This is a genomic window from Micromonospora sp. NPDC050695 (genome assembly GCF_040654415.1).
Taxonomy (GTDB): Bacteria; Actinomycetota; Actinomycetes; order Mycobacteriales; family Micromonosporaceae; genus Micromonospora.
In genome coordinates this window covers 30,200-49,281 of the sequence record NZ_JBFAHZ010000040.1, presented here as the reverse complement: position 1 = coordinate 49,281, position 19,082 = coordinate 30,200, and the positions used below count along the sequence as shown (strand labels likewise).

Below are 19,082 nucleotides of genomic sequence, written 5' to 3'. Positions count from 1 at the left end.
ACCAGAAGCCCACCCGGGACAACCTCACCAAAGCCGCATGACCCTCACACAGCGTCACCAGCAACCAGAACAGGACTTGCGACCTGCTGCACTAGCCTGGTCGACGGCGGCTGTACGGTGACGCTGAGTGGTCGATCAGGCCACGAGGGCGTGACGGGCAGGGCCGCGGTGCGGGGCGATGCTGCTGCCGTCGGGGAGGAGCTCGCCGGTGTCCTCGAAGACGATGACACCGTTGCAGAGCAGGCTCCAGCCCTGCTCAGGAAAGCAGGCGAGGACCCGGGCGGCTTCGCGGTCGGTCGCTGCGGCGGAGGGGCAGGTCGGTTGGTGCTGGCACATCGGGTTCTCCGGACTGTGGGGGCACTGTGTCATGGTTCACATGACCAGTGACGCACAGTACCAAGCGAAAGTGTCCAGCATCGAGCAGGTGTCGGCCTGGCGCACGGGAAATCCACTGAACGGATGAGGAAGGTCGGACCATACGGCGTGGAAACGCTCCCACAGGTGTATGCCGCGTCCCGCGACCCGGCGGCGTTGGTCGACGCACCCGCGGCACCGCGCGCGTGCCGCCACACTCTCGTCGAACGGGCCCGCCTGCACTGGCGCCGCACCGACGGCGGCGACCCCGCCGCGCTCGCCGAGGAGTTCCTCGCCGCCCACGGGCTGGCCCTGCACGACCTGAGCCGACCCACCCCCACCCACCACGACACCAACCCCTGCGGCGCCGCGCTCTACCTCTCCGCCGCCGCCGGGGCGCTGCTCGCCGGCGCCCCCACCGGGGCACCCGAACCCGCGCCGAGGGTGCCCGACCTCGCCGTCGTCGTCTACGACCACGGACCCGCCCGAGCGACCCCGAGCGGCCCCCCGACACCCTGGTGGCTCGGCACGTGGACCGACAGCTGGACACCACGCCAGCACGCCGCCGCCGTCGACGCCGTCCGCGCCGCCATCGGCCGCGGCGACGTCTACCAGAGCAACCTCGTCGGCCACGCCGCGGCCCGCTACACCGGCGACCCGCTGCCCGGCCTGCGCCGCCTCGGCGCGCTCCCCGGCGCCCGCTACGGCGGCGTCCTCACCGGCGACGGGTGGGCCATCGGCTGCGCCTCCCCGGAAACCCTCATCGAGGTCACCGACGGGCACCTGATCACCCGGCCCATCAAGGGCACCCGCCCCGCCACCGCCGCCGGCCGCGCCGACCTGCTCGCCAGCGCCAAGGAACGCGCCGAACACATCATGATCGTCGACCTGGAACGCAACGACCTCGCCCGCATCGCCCGCACCGGCACCGTCACCGTCGACGACCTGTTCGCCGTACGCCGCTGGTGCGACCTGTGGCAGGCCGAATCCACCGTGCGCGCCACCGTCGCCGACGGCCTCGGCCTCGCCGACCTGCTGCGCGCCACCTGCCCCGGCGGCTCCGTCACTGGCGCGCCGAAACTCGCCGCCCTGCACCAGATCGCCGCCCTCGAACCCGTCGGCCGGGGCGCCAGCATGGGTGCCCTCGGCTGGGTCGCCCCCGGCCACATCGACCTCGGCCTGACCATCCGCACCGCCGCCGCCGACGGCGAGCGGCTGCACACCTGGGCCGGCGGCGGCATCACCTGGGACAGCGACGCGGCCGCCGAGGTCGCCGAGGCCGCCGCGAAGACCGCCCCGATCCGCGCCACCCTGGCCGGCCGCTGAGCCCGCCACCGCCGGCGATACGCTGACCCGCATGACCATGCGGCCCATCCGGATCATCGGCGACCCCGTCCTGCGCACCGAATGCGACCCGGTCACCACCTTCGACGCGGAGCTGCGCGCCCTGGTCACCGACCTGATGGACACCCTGCTCGGCGCGCCCGGCCGCGCCGGCGTCGCCGCACCCCAGATCGGCGTCAGCGCCCAGGTGTTCGTCTACGACGCCGACGGGCACCGCGGGCACCTCATCAACCCCACCCTCGAACTGTCCGACGAACTCCAGGACGACGAGGAGGGCTGCCTGTCCATCCCCGGGCTGTACTTCCCGACCGCCCGCGCCCTGCACGCCACCGCACACGGCGTCGACCAGAACGGCGAACCCCTCAGCATCACCGGCACGGGCTTCCTCGCCCGCGCCCTGCAACACGAGACCGACCACCTGCGCGGCACCCTGTACGTCGACACGCTGCGCGGCGACATCCGCCGCCGCGCCCTACGGGAGATCCGCGCCGGACGCTTCGACTCACCCAGCCGCCGCCGCTGACGCCCTACCGGGCCGTCACCGTCCACTCGTCGTAGTCGGCCACCCGGGTGAAGCCCACCCGCTCGTACAGGCGCACCGCCGCCGCGTTGTCCGCCTTCACGTTCAACGTCACATGCGTGACGCTGTCCCGCAGCCGGCCGCACAACCCGGCCACCACCGCCGCGCCCACACCCCGCCCCCGCCAGCGCGGATGCGTCGTCACGTTGCCCACCGCCGCCCCCCGGTACGCCGGCGAGAACACGTGCACCCCGGCCACCGCGATCAGCTCACCACCGGCACGGACCCCCAGGTACTGCCCGGTGTCCAGCATCCGCGCGTCGAACCAGTTCCCCGGGTACGACCGCGCGTACAGCTCACGCACCTGCGGCAGGTCCGCCGCGCCGAGCACCACACCCTGCGGGGCAACCGCCGCGAGCCGCGCCGGGTCCGTCAACGCCATCCGGTGATGCCGTCCACCGGAGTCGCACCGGAACGACCCGGACAGGGCGTCGACCAGCCCGGGGGACAGGTGCGCGTACAGCCGGGCCGGCAGCACCGGCGCCAGGTCGGCCAGCAACGCCGCCATCGCCGCGGTGTCCGCCGGCGCGGCGAACGCCAGCACCGTCGGCGGATCCACCCCGTGGTACAGCAACACCACCTGCTCACCCCGACGAAACCACGACGTGTACGGCCAGAAGAAGTCGTCCAGGTCGCCCAACTGGTAGGCGTGCAGCACCGGATCACGACCCAGCAGCCCGGCCAGGACCACCCGGTCGTGCTCGGCGCGCACCGGCATCAGCGGGCCACCCACTGGTCATGGCCCAGCTTCGCCACCAACGCCACGACCACCACCAGCAGCACCACCCGCACGAACCCCGACCCGCGACGCAACGCCATCCGCGCCCCCAGCACCGCGCCGGCGATGTTGCACACCGCCATGCCCGCGCCCAGCAACCACCACACGTGCCCGGTCACCCCGAACACCACCAGCGCACCCAGGTTCGTGCCCGCGTTGACGACCTTCGCCATCGCCGAACCGTGCACGAAATCCGCACCGACCAGCGCCGTGAACGCCAACACCAGGAAGGTGCCCGTACCCGGGCCGATCAGACCGTCGTACAGGGCGACACCCACCCCGGCCACCGCGACCACGGCCACCACCCGCCGCGGGGTCCGCTTCGCCGGCGCCGCCACCACCCCCAGCCGGGGGCGCAGCAGCACGAACACCGCCACCGCCACCAGCACCACCAGCACGACCGGCCGGTACGCCGACGCCGGCACCGCCCCGGCCAGCGCGGCACCCACCCCCGCGCTGAGCACCGCCAACCCCGCGGCAGGCCCCGCCACCCGCCAGTCGACCGTCGTGCGCCGCGCGTACGTCACCGCCGCCGTGCCCGTCCCGAAGATCGCCGCCAACTTGTTCGTGCCCAACGCCGTCGCCACCGGCAACCCCGGCGCGGCCACCAGCAACGCCGGCAACAGCAACAACCCACCACCACCGACCACGGCATCGACCCACCCCGCCATCGCGGCGGCGGCCAGCAGCGTACTCAACGAAACGGCGTCCACGGGCCGCCATTCTCCCCACCCGACCCCACCCGACCAGCACCCGAGTGGCCAGCCTCACCCACTCACCGACCCCGCGTACGCCGCAACCACACCCCCAACGCGCCAACCGCCACGAACACCAGCACGGAACACAGCAGCACCTTGACCACCCGGCAACCCTGCCACGGGGACGTAGGGTGCAGGAGTGCGCCTGGCCACCTTCAACCTGCTGCACGGACGATCCCTCACCGACGGGCTCGTCGACTCCGACCGACTCACCGCCGCCATCGGCGCCCTCGACGCCGACGTGCTCGCCCTGCAGGAGGTCGACCGCGACCAGCGCCGCAGCGGCAACCTCGACCTCACCGCCATCGCCGCCCACGCCCTCGACGCACCCCACCACCGCTTCGCCGCCGCCGTCGTCGGCACCCCCGGCGAACAGTTCCGACCCCTGCGTCACGACGACGACGGCCACGGCGAACCCTGCTACGGCATCGGCCTGATCAGCCGCTACCCGGTGCGCAGCTGGCAGGTCACCCGCCTCAAGCCGGCACCCGTGCGCTCCCCGGTCTACGTGCCCGGCCCCCGCGGCGGCCTCATCCTGCTGCACGACGAACCCCGCGTCGTCCTCGCCGCCGTCCTGGACACCCCGCACGGCCCCCTCACCGTCGCCGCCACACACCTGTCCTTCGTCCCCGGCTGGAACGCCCGCCAACTCCGCCAGACCGTCCGCGCCCTGCGCGCGCTACCCGCACCCCGCGTCCTGCTCGGCGACCTCAACCTGCCCGCCGGCCCGGCCCGGCTCATCTCCGGCTGGCAACCCCTGGGCCGACGCCCCACCTACCCCGCCGGGCAACCCCGCGTCCAACTCGACCACGTCCTCGCCGACCGGCACGCCCTCGACCAACTGCCACCCGTCCGGGCCGTCACCGCTCCGCTGTCCACCATCTCCGACCACCGGCCCCTGCTGGTCGACCTCGGCTGAAGTCACCGACCACCGCGGCCACGAATGAACGCACCACCGTCGACACCGACGGCACCCCCACCATCGTCGGCAGTTGGCGCCCCAACCGCCAGAAGCCCTACTCCGACCCCGTCACCGCCACCACCACCGCACCCTGGGGCAACCCGACACCCCCGGCCAACAACTGCGCACCCCATGGGAGACCACCCACGCCGCGCAGTACACCAGCGACACCGACGAGTACGCCTACACCACCGCCATCGACACCCTCAGCGACCGCGTCCCACACCTCAGCACCGGAGCCCACTCGATCGACGAACTGGCCACCACCGGCACCGTCACCACCCTCGACGGCGCCACCCTCACCGCCGTCCGCACCGGACCCACCACCCGCCTCGCCGACCGCGCCGACACCGTCTGCGCCGACTACCGGGCCACCAACGCCCGCATCCACCTCATCAACGCCGTCCTCGGCCCACTGCCCGTCACCGCCGACGGCACCGGCCACCGCGCCCACTGACCCCACTCACTCCCGGTCCACCGCCACCAGAGCCGCCAACGCCCGGTTGGTCCGGTTGGCCCGCACCGCGTCGCGCTGCTGCCCGGCCGTCACCTCGATGTACGTCTGCGACGACGCCAACGACGCGTGCCCCAGCAACCGCATGATCTCCGCGGCGCTGGCACCGTCCTCCGCCAACCGCGTCGCGAACGTGTGCCGCAACGCGTGCAACCGCGCCCCACGCGGCACCCGGTCACCGATGCCCGCCCGCCGGTAGCATGAATCGACGAGATACTGCAGCCCACCACGGCGCAGCGGCTCACCGTGCCGATCCACCAGCAACGCCGAGTCGGGGCGTACCGACCGGGCCCCGAAACGCCGACGGCGACTGTCCAGATAGTCCAACACCACCCGATCCAGATCCGCCTCGATCGGCACCACCCGGGGACGCCCACCCTTGCCGGTGACCTCGACCCGCCGCTCACCGGGCCGCCCCGTCAGCGACCCGACCCGCAGCGCCAGCAGCTCCGACAGGCGCAGCCCCGCACACAGCGCCACCGCCAGCACCGCCACATCCCGCTCCGGCCACGGGTCACGCTGGCGGCCGTCGTCGCGCGCGACCGACGCCAGCAGCACCTCGGGGGTGTCCGCGCCACGCAGCGGCTTCGGCTGGGGGAGTAGCGCACGGGGCCGGCCGACCGCGGGCATCGGATTGCCCGCCACCACCTGATCGGCGACCAGGAACGTGAAGAAACTGTTCCAGGTGGACCAGGCACGGTGCACCGACGCGGGCGCCCGGGGTGCGGCGAACCGGGCGAACGCCGACCGCAGCACGCGGGGGGAGAGGTCGGTGATCGACAGCTCGTCGAGGGGGAGGGGAGTGGCGTCCCCGTCGGCGACCAGGGCGGCCACCGCGTACAGGTCCCGCCGGTAGGCCGCCAGGGTGTGCGGGGAGGGCTTGCGGGTGGCCCGGGCGGTCAGGAACTCCTCGATCAGCACCCCGAGCGATTCGTCCTTTTTGTCATGCATAAGGGATATTATGCAGCACTTTCGCGTTCCCGGGAAGCGCGGGGAGAGGGGGAGAAGACCATGCCCGAACCACTGCGGTACGTCCTGACCGGAGCGCCCGGCGCCGGCAAGACGACTGTGCTGGAGGCGCTGCGCCACCAGGGATACGCCACGGTGCGGGAGGCCGCCACCGACGTCATCGCCGAGCGCCAGGCGCAGGGCTGCGCCGAACCATGGCGCGAGCCGGCGTTCGTCGACGCCGTGCAGCGCCACCGCCAGATCGAGGCCGACGGACCCCCAGTCGCCCCCGTCGATCATGGACTTGTGGTGGCGGATGAACTGCGCAATCAGGGTGACGCCGGGCACCACAACTCCATGATCGACGCGAGTCTCCTGCGGCGGCCGACGCGGCTGTACGACCGGTCGCCCCTGTGCACGCTGGCCCTGGCCCGACACCTGGGCAGACCAGTCGGCCCGACGCTCGCCGCCGAGGTGGACCGGATCGCGCGGCAGCGCATCTACCAGCGCACGGTGTTTCTGGTCAGCCCGCTGGGCTTCATCACCCGCACGGCCGCACGCCGGATCAGCTACGCCGAATCGCTGGCCTTCGCCCGCGTGCACGAGCAGGTGTACGAGGCGTACGGGCACCACCTGGTCCATGTGCCGGCTGGGCCGGTCCCGCAACGGGTCGCCCTGATCGAGGAACACCTGTCCGCGCTCGGCGGGGGAAGCCTCGGATCGCCTAACTTTACATAATGTGAATTATCGAATCGGAGCTTCGGCTCGGCAGAGGCACCAGAGCGCCCGTCACGTGACGGACGGGCGGTACGCGACACGCCGCCGGATGCGTTGGCGTGTCCACATCGCTACGATGAGTCATCAAACTTGAGCGGAGGGGTCGTGCCCGCGTGCGAAGTCCCGTCGATGGAACCCCGCCGAGTCCTGTGTCGACTCGATCCGTCCCGCTCGTGACCGATCGGATGCGCAGGGTCGCCCGGCGGATGGTGCTGATCCTGGCCGCCGTCGGTGCCGGCTTCGTGGTGGCCGTTCTGTTTCAGGGCCCGGCCGCCGCGGATGACGGGGTCGGCGGCGAGCGTCATCAACGGACCGGTGTCGTCGAGCGGGTCGTCCGGCTCACCGTCGGAGACGGCATCGAGCGGCACCGTCAGCGGGATGCGGGGGCCGACGACCGTCAGCAGGATCTGCCCCCCACCTCGCGGGTAGGGGTCGCCCCCGCGCCGCCACCGATGTCGCCCGAGGGGTCGAGTCGAGGTTCGGCTGGGTCGGTGGCGCTCCCCCGCGTCGCCTCGTCGGTGACGCACCGTCCGGTCGAACGGGACACGATCCGGCCTGGACCGCGGTCGGCGGCGGCCGTCCGGGTCGGCCATCGCCCGCCTCGCGATGCCGGCCCCCGCGATGCCGGCCCCCGCGATGCCGGCCCCCGCGACGCCGGCCCGTCGCGCCGGGGCTTGACTCCCCCGGCACCAGGCGTGGCTGAGCCGGTCGGTGCGGTTCCGCTGACCCGGGCACACCCGCTCGTGGCCGCGCCGCCGGCGATCCGGCCTGTCATGTCGTCCACGGTAGATCTGGTCAGCGCCTCGGTCGCGCAGGTCGTGGGCGTCGTGGACCGGGTGCCGATCCGGCCGGTCATCGTCGTGCTCGGTCGCATCACCGATGTCGTCCTGTCGCCGGTTCTCGGCGCGGTGGTCGTTGCGGCGCCGGCGCGGCTGCCCCCGCTGGTGGGGCCCGGGCTCCGCGCTGTCCCGGTGACCGGTGCGGCGTACCGGCGCGCCCCGGTCCCACCGGTCGATCCTGCGCTGGCGCCGGTACGCCCCGTCGAGCTGCTGCCGGCGGTGGCCGTGCCGGGGCCGGCGTCTGTCGTCCACGGGCCGCGCATGGTGTCTGCGGCGGGTCGTCCTGTCGCGCGGCCCGGTCGGACGTCGACTCCGGCGGGGCTTCCGGGTTTGCCCGTCACCCCCGCCGACCAGGACGCGGCCGGTGTCAACGACGGGTCGGCGCCCACGCCCGGGCTGGTGTGGGCGGTCGTCCGGCAGGTGGCCGCCGCCGCGCAGACCTATGATCTCGGGCTCGTCGTCCTCGGGACCCGATCCCCCTCGGTGATCGCCCGACCTGGCTGAGGTGGCCGGTCGGCCCTTGGCGGCTGCTCTGTTCGGCAGGTTCAGTCGCTGGGTCGACCGGTGCCCGGGCCCGTTCACGAGACGGTGCCCGGGTCCGACGCCTGCCCGCCTGTCATGCGTGGACGGTCTGCTGGACCCTGTGGGTGATCCGGGGTGGTGGCTGTCTGGCGCGTACCTGAGATCGGAGAGACGTGGTGATCCACGTTGTCATCGCCGAGGACATGGGTTTGTTGCGCGGGGCGCTCTGCGCCGCGCTGTCGCGTGAGGAGGACATGGAGGTGGTCGCCGATGTCGAGGGTGTCGGCGAGTTGTTGACTGTGGTCCGGCGGTGCCGGCCGCAGGTGGTGGTGCTCGCGCTGTCGCCGGATCTCCCCGATCCGGTGGAGGTGGTCGCCGCGGTCCGGGCGCAGGCGCCGACGAGTGCCGTGCTGGCGATGAGCCCCCGGTGGAGTCCGGCCCTGGTGGAGGCGGCGCTGGCGGCCGGTGCTCGGGGCCTGGTCGGGAAGGACGGCTCGCTGGAGGAGTTGGTGCGGGTGATCCGCACGCTCGCCGATGGGGAGCGGGCGATCGATCCAGTTGCGGCGGCGGCGGTGCTGGGGCCGACGGAGAGCCCGTTGACGCCCCGGGAGGTGGACGTGCTGCGGATGGCCGCTGAGGGTCTGCCGCTGAAGGAGATCGCTGTGCGGCTGCACCTGGCGCATGGGACGGTGCGCAACCATCTGTCGGCGATCTTGCGCAAGACCGGTGCTCGTAACCGGTTGGAGGCGGTGTGGCGGGCGCGGAGGGACGGCTGGTTGTAGTCGTCCGGGGGGCGGGTGCGGGGTGTGCTCGGGCCCGCTCCCCCAGCGTGCGGACGTTTGATTCGCGTGTTTGAATGCGTACGGTTGCGTGATCGTCGGTCGGGGTGCAGGGAAGGGTTCGAGGTGATCCGTACGCTGCTCGCGTTGGACGGCGCCCTGGTGCTGGGTGCGTTGTCGTTCGTCTTGGCTGCCGAGGACGACATCCGTGTGGTGGGCAGGGTGGACCGTGTCGCTGCGGTTCCGGCTGCCGTGCTCGCCCACCGGCCCGATGTGATGGTGGCCGACCTGGACTTCATCCAGGGGGTCGAGGCGAGTCGTCTGGGTTCGTGTCCGGTCCTGGTGCTGGCTCACCCGCGTCGGGCGGGGCGGCTGCGGGGGATGTTCTGCGCGACCCGGATGGTGGGTGTCCTGCGGTGTGACGTCGCTCCGCAGCGGGTGATCGACGGGGTTCGTCGGCTCGCGCGGCGGGAGCCGGTGCTCGACGCGGATCTGGTGGTGGCGGCGCTGCACTCGGATGGCCCGTTGACCGATCGTGAGACGCAGGTGCTGTCCCTGACCGCTGCGGGGGCGCCGGTGGCGGAGGTCGCGGTGTCGCTGGGGTTGAGCTGTGGCACCGTCCGCAACCATCTCGGTCGGATCGCCCGCAAGGTTGGGGCGCGTACCCGGGTCGAGGCGGTGCGTGTCGCGCGGGAGGCGGGCTGGATCTGACCCTCGCCGGTGCGGTGGTTCAGGCTCGTGGCGCCGGGGGTGACATGGCGGGTTCGTCCCAGCAGCCGACGAGCTGTCGGTAGGTGGCCGAGCGGCTCAGGAGTTGCTCGTGGGTTCCCGTCGCGGGTTCGTCGCCGTCGAGGACCAGCAGTCGTTGGGCGCGGATCGCGGAGCTGATGCGGTGGGCAATCACGATGAGGCTGCCGGGGCGGTGGGCGAAGGCGTGCTCGACTGTCGCTTCGAGCGCCGGGTCCAGGTGGCAGGTGGCCTCGTCGAGGATCACCAGTGGGGCGGGGGCGAGCCAGGCCCGGACGGCGGCGATGAGTTGCCGTTCGCCGCTGGAGAGCAGGGTCGGGGTGATCGGGGCGGCGAGGCCGCCGAGGCGGGTGGCCAGGGGGCGTGCGCCGAGCGCGTCGAGGGCGGTGTCCAGGGTGTGGTCGTCGGCGTCGGGTCGCAGGTAGCGGAGGTTGTCGGCGAGGCGTCCGGTGAAGATGTAGGCCTCCTGGGGTACGAGGACCCGCATCCGGGCCAGGGCGGCCGGTGTGGTGTCGGCGACGGGCTCTCCGGCGAGGTGGACGGTGCCGGCCTGGGGTGGTGTCAGGCCGGCGATCAGGGCGGCCAGGGTGGATTTGCCCGCGCCGCTGGGGCCGACCACGGCGAGGTGTTCCCCGTCGGCGAGGGTGAGGGAGAAGTCCTCCAGGACGGGTCGGGAGCGTGGGCCGTAGCGGAAGGTGAGTCGTCGGGCCTCGATGGCCGGTGCGGCGCTGCTTCGGTGGGTCGGTGTGCGGGCGGCGGGTGCCGGCGGGTGGGCTGCGGTGGTGTGCGGGTTGGTGCGCAGGATGTTCTCCAGGGTCACGACGTAGCGCAGTCCCCCGCCGCCGATGCCCTGCACGAGGGTGTGCAGGGCCGGTTGCAGGCCGGTGGAGACGTAGATCAGTGCGCCGAGCACCGCGCCGGCGGTCAGGCCGCGGTCGACCAGCCACGGTGTGGCGGCCAGCAGTGCCACCAGTGGCAGCCAGCCGCCGATGCCGAGGCTGAGGCTGCGAATCGCGGCCATGCGGGCGAGGGTGCGTTCGGTGGCTGCCTGCGCGGACACCCGGCGTTGCACGTCGGCCGTGACGCGTGCCTGGGCGCCGCAGGCGAGCACGTCGCGGTGTCCGGTCAACGCGGTGGCTGCCGACTGGCCGAGGTGTTCGCCGGCCCGGACGTAGGCGCGCTGGTGGGCGACCATCGCCGGCAGGGCGGCGAGGAAGATGGCCAGGCCGACGAGCATGGGCGCGGCGGCGAGCGCCGCCACCGTCGGGGCCAGGGCGAGCAGGCCGATCAGGGCCGCGCCGGCGGAGAAGACGAAGCCGCGGGTCACCATCAGCAGGCCGGCGAAGGTGTCGCGGACGATCTCCACCTGGTGGGTCAGCCGGGTCACGGTGGCGCTGTCGGGGTGGCCGCCGGTTCGGGTGGCGTCGTGCAGTGCGTTCCGGACGACGCGTGTGGCCAGGTCGTCGCGGAACGGTTCGACGACGGCGCCGAGGCTCCGGTAGGTGCGGCCGGTGGCGGTGGCACCGAGCAGTACGGCCACGGCGAGGGCACCCAGCCAGGTCAGGCCGGTGACGGGCCGTCCGGCCAGGAATCCCTGGTCGACGGCGCGGGCGATCAGGTAGCCGGAGAGCAGCGCGGGCAGTGACTCGACGAGCGACCAGCCGCAGAGGCGGGTCAGCTCGCGGCGGTGGGCCCGTACCGCCCGCCAGGTCTCGTGGCGTACGCCGGGACGGGTCACGGTTCACCGCTGGTGGGTTGGAAGACCGCCCGGTAGTCCGTGTCGGTCCAGAGGAGCTGGTGTGGTGCGAGGGCGCGCAGTCGACCGCCGTCGAGCCAGGCGACCAGGTCGGCTGCGGCGGCGGTCGCGGCTCGGTGGGTGATCACCAGCCGGGTGCGTTCGCCGGGCCGTCCGGTCACCGCCTGGGCGATGCGGTGTTCGGTGGCGGTGTCCAGGTTGGAGGTGGCGTCGTCCAGGATGAGCAGTCGTTCGGCGGCGAAGGCGCGGGCCAGGCCGAGGCGTTGGGTTTCGCCTCCGGAGAGGGGTGTGGTCGCCAGCGGGGTGCGGTAGCCGTGGGGTAGCAGTTCGACGACGTCGGCGACGGCGGCCGTGCGGGCGGCGTCGAGGACTGCCGGTGTCGCGGGTGTGGGGTCGGGCGGCGGCGTCGCCGATTCGGCCGGCATGGCCATGCCGATCGCGTCGTGGATGGTCGCGCCGATCAGCACGGGCCTGTCGAAGGCGTAGCCGACGGCCCGGCGCAGTGCCGTGGGGTCGAGGTGCCGCAGGGGTACGCCGTCGAGTCGTACGTCGCCGGCGTCGGGATCGTGCAGCCGTCCCGCCACGGCGGCGAGTGTCGACTTGCCGGAGCCGGACGTTCCGACGACGGCGATGGTGGCGCCGGCCGGGACGTCCAGGTCGATCCGGTCCAGGATGGGTCGGCCGTCGTCGCTGTGTACGCTCACGGCGCGCAGTCGCAGCGCGCCGCCGCCGGGTGGCAGGGGTCGGTCGCCGGTCGGAGCGGTGGGCTGGGCGAGCAGTTCGGCGACCCGGTGCGCGCCGGCGCGGCTGCGGACCAGGTGGTTCAGTGTGGCGAGTACGCCGCCGAGTCCGGCGCCCATCGCCGCGTAGCGGACTGCGGCGACCAGTTGTCCCGGCGTCAGCCAGCCGGCGGTCAGGGCGTACCCGCCGACGGCGACGACGCTCAGGTGCAGCAGTGGGGCCACGGCGGAGGTGCGTGCGTTCGCGCGGGCCAGCAGGTCCCAGCCGCGGCGGCCGTGCGCCGCGAGTTCGGGTAGGGCCGCGAGGACCCGTTCCTGCTCGCGGTGGGTGGTGGCGGCGGCGGCGATGGTCCGGGCGCCGGTCAGGGACTCCAGCAGTCGGCCGGCGATGGTGCCCAGCGCCCGCTGGTAGCTGGCGGTCACGGCGGAGGCGTCGGAGACGAAGGCCCGCATGAGGGCGGCGAGCAGGGTGAGGCCGGCGAGCAGGGTGAGGCCGAGTACCGGTTCGATGATGGTGAGGGCGACGACGCTGCCCAGGGGCGGGATGACGGCGACTGTGGCCAGCACCACGGCGTTGCCGGCTTGTCCCGCGTCGGCGGTCTGGCTGACCAGCCGGCCGACGAGGTCACCCACCGGGTGGTGGCGGGTGGCGCGGACGTCCAGCGCGAACAGGTGCCGCAGCAGGTGGCGGCGCAGGCCGGCGGTGGCGCGTGCGGCGCCGGATCCGGTGGCCAGGTCGGTGAGGGTGTCGACGCAGATGAGGACGACGACCAGGGTGCAGGCGGACACCATCCACCAGCTGGGGCCGGTGGTGAGGGCGGCGTCGACGGCGCGGCCGAGGGCTGCGGGCAGCAGGAGTTCGGCGGTCGCGCCGAGGAGCGCGACCGCGGCGAGCGTGGCGGTCCAGCCGCCGCCTGCCAGGACCGTGCGCCGGAGCAGTCGGTCCCCCACGGCGAACGTCGGCATCGGTCCTCCCGGGTGCTACGCGGTTGCCCTGGGCGGGTACGTCTACCCGCCCAGGGTGCCACGTGCGGATGGATCAGTTGCAGGTCGTGACGGAGAGCGAGCTGTCGCCGCAGAGCAGCAGGCTCGCCCGGCTACCACCGCCCGTGCGGTCGGCCGGAGCCATCTCCAGGCCCTGGAGGTCCAGAAGCGCCATGTCGTTCACCTCCCTTCCTCTCGTTCGTGGAGTGCGTCGCCCTCGCTGTCGCGAGGGAGTCTCTGTGCGTCCGGCAGGGGCGCGAGGAACGGCAGCGCCGGTGGTGCGGCGTGCCGGGCGCAGGCCAGCGCGTACAGCACGCCGGCGGTGCCGGTGCCGAGGTCCATGGACAGGCGCAGCAACTGCTCGCCGGGGAAGGCGGTGCCGTCGCGGTAGGGCAGCGCGTGCCAGGGCAGCCGTCGCAGTTGCGCGTCGAGTTCCCGGCGGTCGGCGTCGTGTGTCGAGGCGGCGAGGTAGGCGATGATGCCGGCCCGGCCGGTGAAGAGTCCGGACTGCGCGTAGAACGGTGAGCGTGCGGCGCGGCGGATCTGCGCGCTCGCCTCGGCGAACCGGTCGTCGGCGCGGTGGCGCAGGTACTGGTCGAGGACCAGTCCGATGCCGGCGCTGCCGTGTGCCAGGTACGGCATGGTCCGCCAGCCCTCGTTGACCTCCAGCGCGCCGTCGGGGCGCAGCACGCAGCGGCGTAGGTCCTGGCGTAGTGCCGTGGCGGCGTGCCCCAGCAGGTCGTCGTCGCCGGTGAGTTCGTGCAGGCGCAGCAGCATCAGCGCGGGGCCGGTCCGGCCGCGCAGCAGCCCGGCGTACGGGTGGCGGCCGCCGCTGATGTCGGGGCCGGGGTCGTCGGCCAGCCGGTCGATCACCCGTTCGGCGGCGCGCCAGGCGGCGTCGCGCAGCGACTGCTCCCCGGTGCGGGCGGCCAGTTCGGCGAGGTTCAGGGCGATTCCGGACAGCCCGCTGGCCAGGCTGTGGTCGAGTCCGTCCACCGGTTCGCGGAGGCAGATGTCGAGGACGTCCAGCGCGTCCTGTCGGCGTCCGAGGTGCTCCAGGGTGTACGCCACGCCGTGCAGTCCGTCGTAGAAGCCGCAGCGGGTGCCGGACGGGGGTGCGGTCGCCCGCCGCGTGAGCCACTGTTCGTGCTCGGGCCAGCGGCCCGCGCCGCTCGCGGCGAGGGCGTACAGCACGCCGGCGGCGCCGTGGGCGAGGTTGAGGCCGCCGCTGCGGAACTGTTCGATGTCGCCGGGGAAGAGCCGGTCGTCGCGTTCGGGGGTGGCGCTGGCGATGATCGCTCTGGTGAGGTGGTCGCGCTGGGCGGGCCAGTCGTCCGCGCCGAGGTCGGTGTGGGGGTCGGTGGCCTGGCGGGGAGCGCCGGTGATCTCCTCGACGGCCGGGTCGAGGAAGGATCGCGGGATCGGGAAGTTCGCGGCGATGATGTCGGCCAGGTGGGCCGCCTTGGTCGGGGCGAGGCGGACCAGTTGGGTCAGGGGCAGGAACAGCGCCAGTCGCAGGCACGCCAGGGCGTACCGGTCGACCGCCGGGCCGCTGCGGTCGCGGGGGGCCGCGAAGCCCTGGTTGCGTAGTCCGGGTCGGCGGTGCCCGGTGATCGGGGCGGCGACCTCGAAGTCGACGAGGGCGACCTGGTCGTCCGGGCGGATCATGATGTTGAACAGGTGCAGGTCGCCGTAGACGAGGCCGCGCTGGTGGATGGCCGCGATGAGGGACTCGACCTGCTCGTGGACGTGCCGCGCCCAGCGGGTGTACGCAGCGCGGTCGTCGGGCGTCGCGTCGGCGTCGATGAGCGGGTACCTGTCGACGAGCACCTTGTTCAGGGGCCGGCCCTGGATGAATTCGAGCGCGAGGAACCGGTGCTCGCCGAGGGTGAACTCGTCGTGCACGCGTGGCACCTGCGGCAGGTCGGCGAGTTGCCGCAGTGCGGCCGCCTCGCGGGCCAGTCGGGCGACGGCGTCGACGCCGTCGGCGTCCAGGCCGGCGTGCGGGCGGGCTTCCTTCAGCACCACCTCGGTGTCGCTTCGCAGGTCCCGGCCCACGTACAGCCCGCCACCGTTGGAGAAGTGGATCACTCGCTCGATGCGGTACGGCACCTGGTTGGTGCTGGTGTCGTTGCGGGCGGCCAGGTGCGGGCCGAGGAAGTCCGGCAGGGTGATCCAGGACGGTACGTGAAAGACCGGTTCGCGGCGGTCGGGCACCAGCGCACCGGTGTCGTCCTCGATCGCCGGGACCACCTGCCCGTCCGGGGAGTGGCAGTAGCGGGCGGCGAATCCGCCGTAGCGCACGTGGACCGGGCCGGCACCGTAGCGCAGGTCGCTCAGGATGTACGGGCCGGACTCGCCGGCGAGCAGCTTGTCGAGCTCCTTGCAGGTCAGCTCCAACTCGGCGTCGTCACGGGGGTAGACGGTGATGAACTTGCCGCTGGCGGCCCGCGCGGCGTACTTGGAGTTGCGCAGCAGCAGCGTGCGGGGCCCGCGCAGGAACTTGAAGGACAGGCCACGGGGGACGCAGTAGTCCCAGACCGCGTCCAGCACCCGCTCGGCGTTCGTCAGGCCCGCCGAGATGTGGACCTTCCAGCCCTGCTGCGGCAGCGAGCCGCCGTCCGGACCGTAGATCAGCCAGTCGTCGAGCGGCTCTCGCCGCCAGCCGGTCGGGACGGGCCGGTCGGCGGCCGGGAAGACGGGCTGGGCGACGGCGCTGCCGAGCGAGTCGTAGAACAGTCGATCCGCGGCGCAGTAACTGTCGTAGCGCTCGTCCATCGTCCCGCCTCCCGTCTCGAACCCGTACCGGCTGTTGTGCCGGCGTTGAATCGAGTCTCGTGGACGGGACGGGGCGCGCCACAGTGCGCTTAGTCATCGGCTTCGATGTGAGGCGCACGGGTACTCATGACAAAAGTCAGGTCCGCGCGGCCGGCGGGCGCCCGGGACGCGCTCGGGTGCTCGCCGCCCAGGTCAGTCGCGGGTGCGGCGCAGCCAGTGGTGGGTGTGCGCGCGCAGCAGGGCGGGCTGCTCGTAGGGCAGGTAGTGGCCGGCCTCGTCGATCACGCTGAAGGTGCCGTGCGGGTAGCGGCGCATGGCGTGGAACTGGTCGGCGTAGCCGACGATGCCGTCCTGCCGGCCGGTGAGCACGCTGACCGGGCCGTCGAAGACGGTGTCGGCGGTCTCGTCGGGCAGCGCGTACCCGGGTCCTGTGCGGAGGTCGTGTTGGAATGCGTCGTCGCCGGGGCCGCCGGAGTTCAGCGCGGCGAGGACCGTGGCGACGACGCCCGGGGTGCGGTGGCCCAGCGCGGTGTCGAGGTGCGGGTGCAGGTCGGCGGGGGCGGCGTCGAGCCAGCCGGTGGGCGCCGTTGACGGGTGGGGGTCGGGCAGGGTTCGGCTGGCTGGTGCGATGGTGACGCCCGGGCAGACGAGGAGCAGGCCGCGGACCAGGTCCGGTCGCTGGCGGGCGATCCCGGCGGCGAGATAGGCGCCGTAGGACGCTCCGGCGAGCAGGACGGGCGCGTCGGTGTGGCGGTCGAGCCATGCGCAGACGGTGTCGAGTATGGCTTGGGAGGCGGGGTGGTCGGTCGCCGGTGAGTCGCCGTGGCCGGGCAGGTCCAGGTACGTCTCGTGCAGGCCTGCGCCGGCGAGGGCGGGGCTGAAGGCTGCTGCCGTGGCGGCGCGGGTGGTGCTGAACATAGGCAGGCAGACAATCGTCGGTCCGGTTCCCGTTGTTTCGTCAACCGCCAGGTCCATTCCGGGAGCCTAGCGAGCGGACGTGGAACGGGTGTGCGTCGCCTGCTCGTGCTGGCCCGACTGCGCTGCCTGCGATCCGTCGCCGGCAGCGGATCGCAGGCAGCGCCGAGTCCGTCGGCGGACACCTCCTGCGGTCGTTGAGGGATGCCGGGGCGCCGGCTGGGTTCGGTCGGCGCACCGGGTCGGCTCAGATCCAGGGCACCTGGGGGGACGGGTAGAAGTTGACCTGTTGCAGCCGCCAGCGGGGTGCCTGCTCCCCCAGCCGGGTCCGGAATGACTCCCAGTCGTGGCTGGTGGTGGTCGACCAGCCGAGTTCGGCGATCGCCGGCAGGCGGGGGAAGGCCATGTACTCGATGTCGTCGAGGCTGCGCAGGGTCTCGGACCACAGGGGCGCCTCGACGCCGAGGACCGCGCTCTCGCCGACGCCGGTGACGCGCGTGGCCGGGTCCCAGCCGTACGCGTCGGACACCTCGATGAGGCCGGCCCAGCGCAGTCCGAGGCGGGTGGTGGCGTCGTACTTCATGTCCAGGTAGGACTTGTTGGCGGGGGACATGATGACCTTGGTGCCGCGGGTGACGGCGTCGACGAGGTCGGCGTTGGTGGTGCCGGTGCCCCAGAACTGGGCGACGGCGTCGGCGGGCGGATCGGCCTGCGCGATCTCGTTCCAGCCGGAGGCGCGTTTGCCGTACTTGCTGACCAGCGGCAGCACGCGGTTCATGAACGTGCGGTAGTCCTCGTCGGTGGTGGCGTGGGCTTCGTCGCCGCCGATGTGCAGGTACGGGCCGGGGGTGATGGCGGCGAGTTCGCGGATGACGTCCTCGACGAAGCGGTAGGTGAGCTCGTCGTTGATGCACAGGGAGCTGTAGCCGACGGCGATGTCGGTGCGTGGGGGCGGTGCGACGCCGTCGCAGTTGAGTTCGGGGTAGGTCGACTGGGCGGCGTTGGTGTGCCCGGGCATGTCGATCTCGGGGACGATGGTGACGTGCCGGGCGGCGGCGTACGCGACGACGGCCTGGTAGTCGGCTTTGGTGAGGTATCCGGGGCCGACGCCGTCGACGCCGGTGCCGGGCCCGCCGCCGACGGTGGTGAGGCGGGGCCAGGAGTCGATCTGGATACGCCAGCCCTGGTCGTCGGTGAGGTGCAGGTGCAGGTAGTTGATTTTGTACTGGCTGATGAGGTCGACGTACGCGGTGATCTCGTCGACGGTGTGGAAGTGCCGGGCGAGGTCGAGCATGGCGCCCCGGTAGGCGAAGCGCGGGTAGTCGATGATCCGTCCGCCGGGGATGGTCCAGGTGGTTCGTTGCCGGGTGGGTGCCTCGATGTCGGCGGGTAGGAGTTGGCGCAGTGTCTGGGTGCCGGCGAACAGCCCGGCGGGGGTGGTGGCGCGGATCGTCACGCCGCGGCGGGTGACGTCGAGCTGGTAGCCCTCCTGGCCGACGCGGTGGTCCGCTCCCCCGAGGACGAGGGCGATCTCGGGCAGTGGCGTGGAGGGCACGGGCAGGACGGGCAGGGGGTAGCCGGTGGCGGGGCGCAGTGTGTCGGCGAGTTGGCGGCCCACCTGCCAGGCGGCGGAGGAGCCGGGTGCGGTGCGGATGACCGTGAGGGGGCTGAGCCGGAATGCGGCGCGGGCGTCGGGGCGGGTGTCGACGGGCACGGGGATCACGTCGGTGAGCTGTCGGGCCGGGGTGCTCGGTGTGGCGACGGCGGGGGCTGCGGAGAGGGTGAGCGGTAGCGCGAGCGCGGCTATGGCCAGCAGCCGCGTCGTGGTGTGTCGGCGACGCACGGATACCTCCAGGCCTTCGTCGTGATCGGTGGTCATCGATCCGATTCGCACGCTACCCGGGACGCGACCGGACTGTAAACCTTCCTAATCGTTGATCCGGGGACACCGCCGTCCCCGGGTGGTGCGGCTGTCGCCGTGCTCACGGCCACCCTGTCGGGGGAATGC

19 protein-coding genes are annotated in these 19,082 nt (G+C 72.9%); 8 read left to right on the top strand and 11 right to left on the bottom strand.

Going from position 1 to position 19,082, the window contains the following annotated elements; all coding sequences use genetic code 11:
• Positions 1-135: 135 nt before the first annotated feature.
• Positions 136-336: a DUF5999 family protein gene (locus AB0H52_RS24320; protein WP_139582101.1), complete on the bottom strand. Its 201-nt coding sequence runs from the start codon at positions 334-336 to the stop codon at positions 136-138.
• A gap of 96 nt (positions 337-432) precedes the next feature.
• Between AB0H52_RS24320 and AB0H52_RS24315 the strand changes: the two genes are divergently transcribed.
• Positions 433-1,680, top strand: coding sequence for a chorismate-binding protein (locus AB0H52_RS24315; protein WP_192580244.1), 1,248 nt, complete (start codon positions 433-435; stop codon positions 1,678-1,680).
• A gap of 31 nt (positions 1,681-1,711) precedes the next feature.
• On the top strand, positions 1,712-2,221 hold the full coding sequence (locus AB0H52_RS24310) for a peptide deformylase (protein WP_151489629.1): 510 nt from the start codon (positions 1,712-1,714) through the stop codon (positions 2,219-2,221).
• 4 nt (positions 2,222-2,225) lie between these two features.
• Here the strand turns inward: AB0H52_RS24310 and AB0H52_RS24305 are convergent, their stop codons facing one another.
• Both AB0H52_RS24305 and AB0H52_RS24300 read right to left on the bottom strand, forming a co-directional pair.
• Positions 2,226-2,996, bottom strand: coding sequence for a GNAT family N-acetyltransferase (locus AB0H52_RS24305; RefSeq protein WP_357950169.1), 771 nt, complete (start codon positions 2,994-2,996; stop codon positions 2,226-2,228).
• On the bottom strand, positions 2,996-3,769 hold the full coding sequence (locus AB0H52_RS24300) for a TSUP family transporter (RefSeq protein WP_278122626.1): 774 nt from the start codon (positions 3,767-3,769) through the stop codon (positions 2,996-2,998). The genes AB0H52_RS24305 and AB0H52_RS24300 overlap by 1 nt, the downstream gene beginning before the upstream one ends.
• A 184-nt stretch (positions 3,770-3,953) precedes the next feature.
• On the opposite strand from AB0H52_RS24300, the gene AB0H52_RS24295 reads away from it, so the two are divergent.
• Together AB0H52_RS24295 and AB0H52_RS24290 are read left to right on the top strand one after the other, a co-directional pair.
• On the top strand, positions 3,954-4,733 hold the full coding sequence (locus AB0H52_RS24295) for an endonuclease/exonuclease/phosphatase family protein (RefSeq protein WP_151490257.1): 780 nt from the start codon (positions 3,954-3,956) through the stop codon (positions 4,731-4,733).
• 73 nt (positions 4,734-4,806) lie between these two features.
• Complete coding sequence (locus AB0H52_RS24290; RefSeq protein WP_151490256.1) at positions 4,807-5,232, top strand: fasciclin domain-containing protein; 426 nt, start codon at positions 4,807-4,809, stop codon at positions 5,230-5,232.
• Between the two features lie 6 nt (positions 5,233-5,238).
• On the opposite strand, the gene AB0H52_RS24285 is transcribed toward AB0H52_RS24290, so the two are convergent.
• Positions 5,239-6,240 (bottom strand): tyrosine-type recombinase/integrase, encoded by a 1,002-nt coding sequence (locus AB0H52_RS24285; RefSeq protein ID WP_151490255.1) that lies wholly within the window; start codon positions 6,238-6,240, stop codon positions 5,239-5,241.
• A gap of 60 nt (positions 6,241-6,300) precedes the next feature.
• Between AB0H52_RS24285 and AB0H52_RS24280 the strand changes: the two genes are divergently transcribed.
• On the top strand, positions 6,301-6,975 hold the full coding sequence (locus tag AB0H52_RS24280; protein WP_151490254.1) for an AAA family ATPase: 675 nt from the start codon (positions 6,301-6,303) through the stop codon (positions 6,973-6,975).
• A gap of 110 nt (positions 6,976-7,085) precedes the next feature.
• Here the strand turns inward: AB0H52_RS24280 and AB0H52_RS24275 are convergent, their stop codons facing one another.
• Positions 7,086-7,382, bottom strand: a complete 297-nt coding sequence (locus tag AB0H52_RS24275) for a hypothetical protein (protein ID WP_151490253.1) — start codon at positions 7,380-7,382, stop codon at positions 7,086-7,088.
• 405 nt (positions 7,383-7,787) lie between these two features.
• Between AB0H52_RS24275 and AB0H52_RS24270 the strand changes: the two genes are divergently transcribed.
• The 3 genes from AB0H52_RS24270 (at position 7,788) to AB0H52_RS24260 (ending at position 9,865) form a co-directional block, all read left to right on the top strand.
• On the top strand, positions 7,788-8,357 hold the full coding sequence (locus tag AB0H52_RS24270) for a hypothetical protein (protein WP_151490252.1): 570 nt from the start codon (positions 7,788-7,790) through the stop codon (positions 8,355-8,357).
• A 194-nt stretch (positions 8,358-8,551) separates the two neighbouring features.
• Complete coding sequence (locus tag AB0H52_RS24265; protein ID WP_357950163.1) at positions 8,552-9,157, top strand: response regulator transcription factor; 606 nt, start codon at positions 8,552-8,554, stop codon at positions 9,155-9,157.
• Between the two features lie 123 nt (positions 9,158-9,280).
• On the top strand, positions 9,281-9,865 hold the full coding sequence (locus tag AB0H52_RS24260; protein ID WP_151490250.1) for a response regulator transcription factor: 585 nt from the start codon (positions 9,281-9,283) through the stop codon (positions 9,863-9,865).
• A gap of 19 nt (positions 9,866-9,884) precedes the next feature.
• On the opposite strand, the gene AB0H52_RS24255 is transcribed toward AB0H52_RS24260, so the two are convergent.
• The 6 genes from AB0H52_RS24255 to AB0H52_RS24230 form a co-directional block, all read right to left on the bottom strand.
• Positions 9,885-11,639 carry an ABC transporter ATP-binding protein gene (locus AB0H52_RS24255; protein ID WP_357950160.1) on the bottom strand — a complete coding sequence of 585 codons (1,755 nt, stop codon included), beginning with the start codon at positions 11,637-11,639 and terminating at the stop codon, positions 9,885-9,887.
• Positions 11,636-13,363 carry an ABC transporter ATP-binding protein gene (locus tag AB0H52_RS24250; protein ID WP_357950157.1) on the bottom strand — a complete coding sequence of 576 codons (1,728 nt, stop codon included), beginning with the start codon at positions 13,361-13,363 and terminating at the stop codon, positions 11,636-11,638. Before AB0H52_RS24250 ends, AB0H52_RS24255 begins: the two co-directional genes overlap by 4 nt.
• A 73-nt stretch (positions 13,364-13,436) precedes the next feature.
• Complete coding sequence (locus AB0H52_RS24245; protein WP_013734295.1) at positions 13,437-13,556, bottom strand: SapB/AmfS family lanthipeptide; 120 nt, start codon at positions 13,554-13,556, stop codon at positions 13,437-13,439.
• 5 nt (positions 13,557-13,561) lie between these two features.
• A complete protein-coding gene (lanKC, locus tag AB0H52_RS24240) occupies positions 13,562-16,159 on the bottom strand; it encodes a class III lanthionine synthetase LanKC (RefSeq protein ID WP_357950154.1) in 2,598 nt (865 codons plus the stop codon).
• A 192-nt stretch (positions 16,160-16,351) separates the two neighbouring features.
• Positions 16,352-17,077, bottom strand: coding sequence for an alpha/beta hydrolase (locus AB0H52_RS24235; RefSeq protein WP_357950151.1), 726 nt, complete (start codon positions 17,075-17,077; stop codon positions 16,352-16,354).
• A 244-nt stretch (positions 17,078-17,321) separates the two neighbouring features.
• Positions 17,322-18,953 carry a beta-N-acetylhexosaminidase gene (locus tag AB0H52_RS24230; RefSeq protein ID WP_357950148.1) on the bottom strand — a complete coding sequence of 544 codons (1,632 nt, stop codon included), beginning with the start codon at positions 18,951-18,953 and terminating at the stop codon, positions 17,322-17,324.
• Positions 18,954-19,082 lie beyond the last annotated feature (129 nt).